Source organism: Cytobacillus sp. GQ23 (genome assembly GCF_059758675.1).
Map to the genome: position 1 here is coordinate 20,034 of NZ_JCAXER010000043.1, position 11,090 is coordinate 31,123.

General features: G+C 38.8%; 12 protein-coding genes. 7 read left to right on the plus strand and 5 right to left on the minus strand.

All coding sequences use genetic code 11. The annotated features are described in order from the left end of the window. Window positions 1–65 precede the first annotated feature (65 nt). Together AC6CHU_RS24430 and AC6CHU_RS24435 are read right to left on the minus strand one after the other, a co-directional pair. Window positions 66–1,568 carry a bifunctional GNAT family N-acetyltransferase/carbon-nitrogen hydrolase family protein gene (locus AC6CHU_RS24430; RefSeq protein ID WP_159871665.1) on the minus strand — a complete coding sequence of 501 codons (1,503 nt, stop codon included), beginning with the start codon at window positions 1,566–1,568 and terminating at the stop codon, window positions 66–68. Window positions 1,569–1,633: 65 nt separating this feature from the next. Then, window positions 1,634–1,765: a hypothetical protein gene (locus tag AC6CHU_RS24435; protein WP_268891695.1), complete on the minus strand. Its 132-nt coding sequence runs from the start codon at window positions 1,763–1,765 to the stop codon at window positions 1,634–1,636. 184 nt (window positions 1,766–1,949) lie between these two features. On the opposite strand from AC6CHU_RS24435, the gene AC6CHU_RS24440 reads away from it, so the two are divergent. Together AC6CHU_RS24440 and AC6CHU_RS24445 are read left to right on the plus strand one after the other, a co-directional pair. After that, the gene (locus tag AC6CHU_RS24440) at window positions 1,950–2,390 is read left to right on the plus strand and encodes a disulfide oxidoreductase (RefSeq protein ID WP_251284929.1); all 441 of its coding nucleotides are present in this window, start codon (window positions 1,950–1,952) and stop codon (window positions 2,388–2,390) included. Beyond that, window positions 2,390–2,860 (plus strand): thioredoxin family protein, encoded by a 471-nt coding sequence (locus AC6CHU_RS24445; protein WP_251284930.1) that lies wholly within the window; start codon window positions 2,390–2,392, stop codon window positions 2,858–2,860. Before AC6CHU_RS24440 ends, AC6CHU_RS24445 begins: the two co-directional genes overlap by 1 nt. 31 nt (window positions 2,861–2,891) lie before the next feature. On the opposite strand, the gene AC6CHU_RS24450 is transcribed toward AC6CHU_RS24445, so the two are convergent. Continuing rightward, complete coding sequence (locus AC6CHU_RS24450; RefSeq protein WP_159871641.1) at window positions 2,892–3,290, minus strand: YhcU family protein; 399 nt, start codon at window positions 3,288–3,290, stop codon at window positions 2,892–2,894. Window positions 3,291–3,636: 346 nt separating this feature from the next. Here AC6CHU_RS24450 and AC6CHU_RS24455 point away from each other — a divergent pair, with 346 nt between their 5' ends. Then, window positions 3,637–4,557 (plus strand): RluA family pseudouridine synthase, encoded by a 921-nt coding sequence (locus AC6CHU_RS24455; RefSeq protein WP_498123027.1) that lies wholly within the window; start codon window positions 3,637–3,639, stop codon window positions 4,555–4,557. Window positions 4,558–4,661: 104 nt separating this feature from the next. Here AC6CHU_RS24455 and AC6CHU_RS24460 read toward each other — a convergent pair whose 3' ends face one another. Next, window positions 4,662–4,922 carry a GlsB/YeaQ/YmgE family stress response membrane protein gene (locus AC6CHU_RS24460; RefSeq protein ID WP_159871635.1) on the minus strand — a complete coding sequence of 87 codons (261 nt, stop codon included), beginning with the start codon at window positions 4,920–4,922 and terminating at the stop codon, window positions 4,662–4,664. 649 nt (window positions 4,923–5,571) lie between these two features. Then, window positions 5,572–7,839: an RNA polymerase recycling motor HelD gene (helD, locus tag AC6CHU_RS24465; protein WP_159871632.1), complete on the minus strand. Its 2,268-nt coding sequence runs from the start codon at window positions 7,837–7,839 to the stop codon at window positions 5,572–5,574. A gap of 391 nt (window positions 7,840–8,230) precedes the next feature. Here helD and AC6CHU_RS24470 point away from each other — a divergent pair, with 391 nt between their 5' ends. From AC6CHU_RS24470 to AC6CHU_RS24485, 4 genes are all read left to right on the plus strand, one after another. Continuing rightward, complete coding sequence (locus AC6CHU_RS24470; RefSeq protein WP_159871629.1) at window positions 8,231–8,494, plus strand: CD3324 family protein; 264 nt, start codon at window positions 8,231–8,233, stop codon at window positions 8,492–8,494. Window positions 8,495–8,634: 140 nt separating this feature from the next. Beyond that, complete coding sequence (locus tag AC6CHU_RS24475; protein ID WP_159871626.1) at window positions 8,635–9,273, plus strand: FusB/FusC family EF-G-binding protein; 639 nt, start codon at window positions 8,635–8,637, stop codon at window positions 9,271–9,273. 190 nt (window positions 9,274–9,463) lie between these two features. Next, window positions 9,464–10,081 carry a DUF47 domain-containing protein gene (locus AC6CHU_RS24480; RefSeq protein ID WP_009331529.1) on the plus strand — a complete coding sequence of 206 codons (618 nt, stop codon included), beginning with the start codon at window positions 9,464–9,466 and terminating at the stop codon, window positions 10,079–10,081. Between the two features lie 12 nt (window positions 10,082–10,093). After that, window positions 10,094–11,090: inorganic phosphate transporter (locus AC6CHU_RS24485; RefSeq protein ID WP_159871623.1), on the plus strand; the 997-nt coding region annotated here is incomplete at its 3' end.

An 11,090-nucleotide genomic window follows, 5' to 3' on the forward strand; every position in this document is an offset into this window, starting at 1 on the left:
TTATGTATTTCAACATGAAATGCATTGAGCGCCAAGTGATAAGGCGCTCAAGCTGCATCTATATATTACTTTTTATATTTAATGGTGTAAATATCATGCCTGCGGTCTTTTAGCTGGCGTACCGTTCCATCCTGCCTTTGTCGGCGGAGAACTTCGAGGTCAACATCACCAATCAGAACCATTTCAATATTTGGATTGGTTTCTCCGACAATGCCATCCCTTGCAAACTCAAAATCGGATGGTGCAAATATGGCAGATTGTGCATATTGAATATCCATATTCTCTGTTTGCGGAAGGTTGCCGACCGTCCCCGAAATAACGGTATATATCTGATTTTCAACAGCACGGGCCTGAGCACAATACCGCACCCGTAAATATCCCTGCCGATCTTCGGTACAGAAAGGGGTAAAGATAATTTTCGCACCTTTATCGGTTGCAATTCTCGCCAGTTCAGGAAATTCGATGTCATAGCAGATTTGGATCGCTATTTTTCCGCAGTCTGTATCAAATACCTTCACTTCGTCCCCGCGGCTGATCCCCCACCATTTGCGCTCATTTGGTGTAATATGGAGCTTATACTGCTTTTCAATCGTTCCATCACGGCGGAAAAGATAAGCAATATTATAAATTACATCATCATCCTCCTTAACAAAATGAGATCCGCCAATTATATTGATATTATATCTGACTGCCAAGTCTGTAAATAACTCGATGTATTGTTCAGTGTATTCTGTGAGCTTCCTGACCGCAAGGCTTGGTGAACGCTCCTCCAAAAAGGACATTAGCTGGGTGGTAAACAATTCGGGAAAAACGGCAAAGTCGGACCCTGAGTCAGAAGCAACATCTGTAAAGTATTCCACCTGATGGGCAAATTCATCGAAGGATTTTATCTGCCGCATTAAATACTGAACCACGCATATGCGGACAGGATAACTTGTTTTATAAAACCGTTTGCTCATTGGCCTGTAATCGACATTATTCCATTCCATCAGCGTTGCATATTTATTTGACTGCACATCATCAGGCAAATAGTTGGGATTAATCCTCATCAGCGTAAATCCATTCAGCAGCTGAAAAGATAGCACCGGATCATAAATTTTGTGGAGTGAAACCTCTTTCACATACTCCCGGGGGTTCATTTCTTCCGAGTACTTATGATAATTTGGAATACGCCCGCCAATGATGATGCTTTTTAAATTTAAAGACCTGACAAGCTCCTTTCTTTCCTCATACAGGCGATGACCTATTTTCATTCTGCGGTAGTCAGGGTGAACCATTACTTCTATACCATAAAGGTTATATCCTTCAGGGTTATGATTCGATATGTATCCTTTGTCTGTAACGTCATCCCAGGAATGACGGTCATCATATTCATCAAAGTTGATAATAAGGCTCGAGCATGATCCAATAATTTCCCCGTCATATTCTGCAACAAACTGACCTTCAGGGAAAATGTCCAAATGGCTTTCAAGCTGATCCTTCTTCCAGGGAACCATGCCGGGAAAGCATAGCTCCTGAAGAGCAATGATATGATCTATATCTGTATGCCGGGTATTTCTGATAATCATTTTCTTCTCAAATTTCTTTAAATCAAGCTTTGTCAATGGTGGGCACTCCTTTTGGAAAATAATAATTATCCCGGAAGCTGATCCGAAAACTCGGCTTCTCCAGTGATATACAGCTCTTTTCCCTTTTTTGCTGCCTTCATAACCCTCTGAATTCTCAATGCAAAATCCCTCTTGTTATCTTGCTTCTTTTCCTTCATATATATTTCTCTATAGGTGAATGATTATCATCTTTTAACTCCTAAATTATCACCCCTTTTTCTTTAGAAATGCCATTTCAATATTACAGATTCCTTATTTCCCGATTTCCTTTGAACATGTAGATTTACAAGGGATGTCCTATAGCTTTATAATTTTAGAGTACATATCAATAAGGAGATTATTATGGAGAAAATAAAATCAGACCTGCGGGAAAGTTTACTGTTTATTGCCTGGGCAGCTTCCATTCTTGCTATGTTCGGCAGCCTTTATTTTTCGGAAATCAGGCAATATGAACCTTGTGAGCTTTGCTGGTATCAGAGGATTATCATGTATCCCTTTGCTGTCATACTGGGCTTGGCTGTAGTAAAGAAGGATTATCGCATCAGCTTATATACAATGCTGTTATCTGCTATTGGAGGAGGCATTTCAATCTACCACTACTCCATTCAGAAGATTTCATTTATGGCTGATCGTGCAGCATCATGCGGAAGAGTTCCCTGTACGGGGCAGTATATTAACTGGCTGGGATTTGTTACAATTCCGTTTTTAGCATTAACAGCTTTTATTATTATTTTTATTTGCAGTTATCTTGTCTGGAAGAAAACGAAGGAGGTAGCAGAATAATGAAAAAAGTCATTATTTTTCTTGCCATTATCATTGCATTATTTGCAGCAGTTGGAATCTTAACTAAAATGCAAAACGAAGAAAAGGTGTCAGAGAACAATCCATATGGGAAGGATTCACTTCATCCTGAAACAGTCAAACAGCTTGAAGACCCCAATTATCAAAACCTGATTCTTCCTGAAGAATTGGATGAAAAATTAGATAATAAAGACGATGTAACTGTTTATTTTTATAGCCCGACATGCCCGCATTGCCAAAAGACAACTCCTGTGGTGGCTCCACTTACAGAAGATATGGGCATTGACATGGTTCAATTTAACCTGCTAGAATTTGACGACGGCTGGGACAAATACGGAATTGTGGAAACTCCAACAATCATTCAATACAAAGACGGCAAAGAGGTTAACAGAATTACCGGTTATCAGGAAAAAGAGATTTTTGAAAAATGGTTTAATGAAAATTCCAAATAACTAAAAAACGCCTGCAGCTGCAGGCGTTTTTTTATACAAGCATTTCATTTGCGGCTTTAGTATAAACACTGAATAAATCATTTCGGGGCATTCTCTCTCCGCAAAAATGACTGTAGTCAAACGGAAATGATAAACCGAATTCTTGAAGTATTTGTACATTTTTAAAGAATATCGTTTCATATTTACTGCTGATTTGGCGAGATTCCAGAATAGCGATAAGCGTCTGCAGCCCTGCAATAACCTGATATGCCTCCTTTAATGTTCCGAAGTATTCAAAGTGCCTGGTAGAAGTATGTAAAATCTTCTGCTGTTCAAATTCTCTTATATCATCGTCCGAGAAATAAAGAGGAAACACATTTGAATAAAATTTTTCTATTAATTCTTGAATTTTTTGTTCCTGATCAGGAGTTGATGCAAATACAACCTTCACTGATAACCCACCTTTGTAATCCTTGTAATCAGTTCGTAATATATATATACATAAGAATATCATATTCTAAATGCCCTTTAGGGTGGTAATTATACCCATGGAGAAGGGATTTGTTGGTATTTATTCCTCCTCCGGAAATAGATGGCACAGGCATAATGCTAAATAATTAGTTCTAAAGCTCTATAATAACCCCATTTTCAGCAAAACAAAAGATGATTTTAAATATTACAATAATTTTTTGAGATGGCTATTCCTTTTATCAGCTGTCTTTAAAGGCTAAAATATTATTGTAATTAATTTATATGTGCTAAAGGTGTAATTATTCAACCGGGATAAGGAGTAATTTATGGTAAAAATACAAAGGTTTGGTGAATGGTGTGAAATAGAGGTACCTGCCCGCTGGGAAGGATATTCAATTGATTATATTTTCCGGACATTATGGGGAGCGCCCAAAAAACAAACACACAATATGAGAATGAAAAAACAGGTTCTATACAATAATGAACCTGCTAATTGGAATAACCCTGTGCATGCAGGAGATAAATTAAAGTTTCATTTTTTTGTGGATGAAGATCCAGGCGTTATCCCCTCCTATTACGAGGTTGATGTTCTTTTTGAAGATGACCATATGCTTGTTTTGAATAAACCTGCCGGCATGGATACTCATCCTAACTCGCCGGATCAAATGAATACCCTGGCAAACGCTGCAGCCTTTCATATGCAGATGCAGGGAGAATATAGAGCCATCAAACATATACATCGTCTCGATCGTGATACAACCGGTGCCATTTTGTTTGCGAAGCATGCATTAGCGGGAGCAATCTTGGATAAAGAGCTGCAAGAAAGAAGAATTAAACGCACATATTTGGCATTAGTCCATGGCGAAATGTCAAAGAACAAAGGAACCATCAGGGAACCAATTGGACGGGACAGGCATCATCCAACAAGAAGAAGAGTATCCCCCGGCGGCCAGCCTGCTGCTACTAACTATGAAATAATTGAGTACTTTCGCAAACAAAATCTTTCCCTTATTAAATGCCGTTTGGATACAGGCAGAACACATCAGATACGTGTTCACTTAAGCTGCATCGGACACCCTCTTGCTGGAGATACTCTATATGGCGGGAAGCCTGTTTTTGCACGGCAGGCACTGCATGCGGTAAAAATGGAGATACCTCACCCATTCTCCGAGGAAGCCATAGTCTGTCATGCCCCTTTTCTGGATGATCCTGGGATTTTCAAGGCCATTGATCCGTATCGTTTTTAAACATGAAAGAGAGCTGCCCTTTCTGGGGCAGCTTTACTTTACCCTATAAGCAAAATACAACAAAAAAAAGAAGCCCCAGATGGGACTTCTTTAAACAAATTTAATTAGTCATGAGTTTTACGCATAGCCTTCATAATAAAGCCTACGATGAATACAAGCACGATAGCACCAATTAAAGCAGGAATAATAGCAAAGTCAGCTACGACTGGACCCCAATCACCGAGAATTAAAGAACCTAACCATGCACCAATGAAACCAGCAATGATGTTACCAATAACTCCGCCTGGAATATCTCTTCCCACGATCATACCTGCTAACCAACCTATAATACCACCTATAATTAATGCCCATAAAAAGCTTAACATTGAAAATCACTCCTCATTTTTAATTTGATTTAGCTTTTGCTCAGATAAGAATTTCATTCAGCAGCTGCGCAGCTTTTGGTGATTCTATCTGCTTGTATAATTAAATTACCCAGTATTCATTATCTAAAACCAAAAATGGTTAAACTATTCTTCTGGAAAAATTTTATAACAAAAAAACCCGTTTAAAGGTCAATAATTATCTGGATTAGCGGCCCAAAATGATAATTATATTTTATGCATTCCTTTGTTCATTTCATCAGTTAGACAAATCATCAATATCTCCATTTTCCCTTAGTCACTGATTTTGGAATGACCATTATTCGGTTTTGGAGATTCAATAAGCCTTTATCCTATTTTTCTGTGTGATCTCCCGAATTGAAGGATTCCAACTCCATTAGGCTGATATTCTTTTTAGATGGCACATTTCCTTCATTTATCTTTGCTGCTTACACTCCAAAATAAAAGCGATTGCCTTTAAGAAGCAATCGCCCATCTATATAAACGGCAGCTGCCGGGATTTTATATTAGGGCACCCTTCCCATTTTTTCTCATCTAAAAATGATTTTCCCGGCTGAAAACTGTCCTAAACAAAGGACAGAATCGTTTTCTCAAAAAAAATAAGCAGCTGATAAATTCAGCTGCTTAAGTTTTAAGCCACAATGAAATTGCCTTCTTTTAATCCATAAAAATATAATCGGTGAAGAGGACGTGTCATGGCGACATAAAGCAATTTAATATCCAGTTCTGAGTTTCTGGAAAACTCCTCTTCAATGGACAGAATCATAACGGCATCAAATTCAAGTCCCTTGGCCAAGTAAGATGGCACGATAACGATCTCATCCTTCGGTATGCTTTCCTGTTCCTGCAGCAGTTTAAAGGGAAGCTTAGCATGCTTTTCAAAAAGTGCATGCAGTAGCTGGCAGTCTTTCATCGTTTTCCCGATCACCGCAAACGTTTTGTACTCCTCTTTCTTCAATGAAATAACCTGCTCCTCAAGCTGTTTCACCAGTTTTCTTCCATTCTCTCTCTTGATAAACTCAGGACTGTTCCCATGGCGTACAACCGGCTCCACTTTTGGGAATGAATAAGGAAGAAGCTTTAGTAATTCATTTGCTTTTTCCATAATTTCCACTGTAGTACGATAGCTTTTCTGAAGTTCTGTATATGTTGCACGGGGAAAAATATAGTCCAGCACCTCCTGCCAGCCTGTAAGCCCCCTGTAGGAATGAATTCCCTGGGCAAGGTCCCCTACTAGTGTGAACATATCTGTATCTAGTGACTTCTTTAAAGAAAGAAGCTCCATGAAGCTGTAGTCCTGGGCTTCATCGATGACGATGTTTTTCGCCTTCAGCTCTTTAGGAATGCCAAATAGGCTTTCCTGGAGGTAAAGCATCAAAGCTAAATCTTCCCTCTCATAAACCTTTTTTCGGAACAATTTACGGCAATATTCACAAAGTGTTTCTGCGTGGTTGACTGACAATTTTCCCCCTGATAATCTTGAAAGACGTACAGGATCTTCATATAGGTCTTTGTAATACCGGATCAGGCTTTTTTTCGGAAATTGCTTCATGTATTTTGGAACGGCTGTCCTGAAGCTTTTCTTGAGGTATTCCAGTCTGGATGCTTTTTTATCAAGCGCCTCTGAAACATACTGTCTTCTTTTCTCAGGGTCCCTGCCTCTATAGAGGGCCCTCTCGATCCTCTCGTCATAATACGTTTCGATTTTCTTAATGATATATTTCTTTTTCTTAGCAAGATCGTTTTGAAGCACAGCTTTTAATTTTTCGAGTCTGCGATACAGAGGCATGTAATTGTAATCCTCCAAAAAAAGCTGAAAGAATTTCTTTCGGCTGAACAGCCTGAATTTATCTACCATAAAATCATCACTGGGCTGAAAGCTATTATAAATTTCCTTTAAATAATGGCTGAGGATTGTTTGAAAAACGGGTGAACCTTTAATCGATGATGCCCATGCTGCAAGTTTTACTTCTTCACTTCCATGATCTTCAAGCAGGTTCACGAGTTTACTGTCATCAGCCATTTTTAGATCCTCGCCAAGACATGCCATCACATATTCCTGGTAGGTTGTCTGGCGTACCCTTTCTACCCCCAGCTCGGGAAGTGCCTCTGAAATATAATCAATGAATAACCTGCTCGGCGCCAGTATCATAAGCTGTTCGGGAGCAAAATTTTCTTTGTACTGATAAATGAAATAACTAATTCGATGCAGGGCAATTGTCGTCTTTCCGCTTCCTGCAGCACCCTGAACTATAATGGGCTTATTCAAATCAGCACGAATTATTTTGTTCTGTTCTTCCTGTATGGTTGAAATAATCTCAGTGAGGCGGTTGCTTGAACTCTTTGACAATGATTCCTGAAGCAATTCGTCCGTGGTTGTGAGATCAATATCCCTTATTTCATCCAGAACCCCGTCTTCAATCATATATTGCCTTTTTAAAGACAGGTGGCCTGTAAAGCTTTCTTCATAAGAATGGTATTGTACCTTTCCAAGCCTGCCTTCATAGTATAAATTGGCTATCGGAGAACGCCAGTCAACAATAATCTGCTCCTGATTTTCTCTTGAATACAATGAAGTTTTGCCTATGTATAGTTTCTCTTCTTCGTTTAAATCTTCCCTTAAGAAATCGATTCTGGCAAAGTAAGGTTTTTTCCGGGCTTTCTTCAGCTGCGTTAATTCATCTTTGGACATTTCAAAAAAACGGGCATTAGTCAGGAGCGAAGAGTAGCTTAAACTGGATTCAAGCCAGTCAACGTCTTCGAAGGCTTCTTTCATATTTTCCTGAAACCGATCTTTGCTGGATTCCGACGTTTTAATCACAACATCAATATAACGTTTCGTAAATTCAAGCCGCTGAACTTCCTTTTGAAAATCGGGGTGTTCTAATTCAGATGGCATATGTTTCTCCTTTCAAATTTTTTCAGCCGCAATGGAGAAATACATATGAGCGAACGCGTGGGCGGAAGAATATATTATCAGAAAAGTCTGCAAGAATCAATAGAAGAAAGTGACGGATTAGATTTTTCCGATTTTGGGGTGTTACAGTCATTGCCGCTCATGTTAATTTATAATATAGAAATACATTCTTTAGGAGGTGATGAAAGTGGCCATTGCAATTGCAGTGCCTGATAATGCAGCGTCTCATGCAAAGCCTGATATTGGTGGCGATACTTTGCATGAGGCGGTAATGAACTAAATTATTATCGCCCCTTCTGCTAGAACCATTTCTGATATCGGCTTTGCACCTTATTCATTTTTTTTGTCAAAAATCAATAAGGAGCTGGCAGAAATGAGTTATATAAAAGCGAATGCCGTTTTACCGGCAAATTTAATAGAAGAAATTCAAAAATACGTTCAAGGTGAGGCAATTTATATCCCTAAGCCGGAAAAGGACCACCAAAAATGGGGATCACGCTCCGGAGCGAGAAAAGCCCTTGATGAAAGGAACCTTTCGATTAAAGGTGCCTTCCAAAAAGGCAAAACCATCAGCCAATTGGCTGAAGAATATTATCTTTCAGCTGAAACAATAAAAAAAATAGTTTATAAAAAATGAATTTTGCACTGAACTTTGTTCAGTGCTTTTTTATATGCCAAGTTCTTTTCCTAATCATTTTATACATTTACATTTTTATGTAATTCTTTTAAAGTGAAAGTGATATATAAAGGTGCTGAATGTGTAGGGGTGTGTGTATCTTGGAACCTTTCATAAGAAATGATCAATATAATTTTATTAAACAACAGACGCAAGCGCTTATTAATGGCCATGCATCTGTCAATGATACAGGAGTGCTGGATGCCCTGAAATCTCTTTCTGCTGAGAAGGTGTTAAGCCTTTTTGAGGAGCTTAGCGAAGAGCAAAAACAGCTTTTATCCCCAGTCAGTAATATAAAAGAAAGAGAGCAGGCTGATGCCTTCCTGGATCAAATAAAGGAGTATGTAATACCGTTTGCACCATTGACGGAACAATCCATCAAAAAGCTGTTCCCTAAAGTAAAAAAATTAAAGATTCCAGCACTTGAAGATATCGATTTCAGGGAAATAAGCTACTTGGGATGGGACGACAAAGGCACAAACAGGAAGTATATGATCAGCCAGCTGGATGGCAAACTCACTGGCATATCTGGAACATTTAAACCGCTCGGCAAAAAAGGAATCTGTGCCATCTGCAGCAAATTTGAGGAAACTGGTATGTTCTTAACTGAAACCAAAGGGACTCAGTTAGGCACCTATACAAAAAAAGGGAATTACATTTGCCAGGACAGTCAGAAATGCAATGCAAATTTGAATTCACTTGAAAAAATGCATGATTTTATCGGGAGACTGAAAGGATAGTTTGTCATCCCTCTATTTGAGAGGCACCGCCGAGTTAGGCGGTGTTTTTTTTAGCTAATAATCGGCTCTTCGTTTATTCTCATTAAAGCAGGGAATATTACTTTAATAAAAAAAACTATCATATTTTGTCGATTTCGTTTAAAATAATAACGTTTGATTGAAGTTTTCCTAAAATATTGGGGGTAAAATAATGGTTTTTAAGAAAAAGGACAAGTTTAACACATTGTTAAGCAATATTTCTGTAAATTTAAAAGATAGTGCAATTTACTTTGCCGACTATAAGATCAACAATGTCAGTGATTTAAAAACTTTTTCAAAAACTATGAAGGATTATGAAACAAAAGGCGATTCCTATGTTCATGAAGTTATTAAGGAATTAAATAACGCTTTTATTACACCGATCGAAAGAGAAGATATTCTTCACCTTGCCATGAGCATGGATGATGTCCTTGATGGGTTTGAAGAATGTGCTGATTTATTCGAAATGTATTCAATGACACAGGCAGATGAATTTATGCTCAAGTTCGTGGATGCCATTAAGAATTGTGCAATCGAAATTGAAAAGTGCGTGGAACTTCTGTCAACTAAGAAATTACTGCAGATCAGGGAGCATGCAATCAAGATTAAAGATTATGAATCGAAATGTGATGGAGTCCGCCGTCAGTCAATCAAGCATCTCTTTGCTACTGAAAAAGATCCTATCCGGATTATTCAGTATAAAGAAATTTATGAAACACTTGAAGATATTGCGGACAGCTGCCAGAATGTCGCCAATACGCTTGAAACCATCATCATGAAAAATGCTTAAGGGGCGAATACAATGGATGCAGTATTTATTATTACAATTTTAATTGTCATTGGAGCCCTGGCATTTGATTTTATCAATGGATTTCATGATACGGCAAACGCAATAGCTACTGCTGTCTCCACTAAGGCTCTTAAACCAAGGCATGCCATAATAATGGCTGCCGTCATGAACTTTGTGGGTGCCATGACATTTACTGGGGTTGCCAAAACCATCACAAAGGATATAGTGGATCCGTTCACTTTGCAGAATGGTTCTCTTGTCATTCTGGCTGCCTTAGTTGCCGCGATTTTCTGGAATCTGCTGACGTGGTATTATGGGATCCCGAGCAGCTCTTCCCATGCGATCATAGGATCGATTGCCGGTGCAGCGATTGCGGCAGCTGGATTTTCGTCTATTAATTATCAGGGGTTTTTAAAAATTATTCAGGCACTTATCTTTTCGCCGTTAATTGCTTTTGCAGTCGGTTTTATCGTTTACAGCATTTTCAAGATTGTGTTTAAAAATAACAACCTGACTAAGACAAACCGGAATTTCAGACTGATCCAGATTTTTACAGCTGCTTTGCAATCATATACACATGGAACAAATGATGCGCAGAAAGCTATGGGTATTATTACAATGGCACTTATAGCAAACAACTATGTCACTTCAACTGATATACCATTTTGGGTACAGTTTTCCTGTGCATTAGCCATGGGGCTTGGAACATCGGTTGGAGGATGGAAAATCATCAAGACAGTTGGCGGAAAAATCATGAAGATCCGTCCGATTAATGGAGTTGCTGCAGACTTAACAGGTGCAATGATCATCTTTGGCGCTACATATATCCATTTGCCAGTCAGTACTACTCATGTTATCTCGTCTTCTATCCTGGGTGTGGGATCTGCCCACAGAATTAAAGGGGTTAAGTGGGGAACAGCACAGAGAATGCTTATTACATGGGTAATAACATTGCCGATATCCGCAACATTAGCGGGTGTCGTTTACTTAATCTTGAATGCAATCTTTT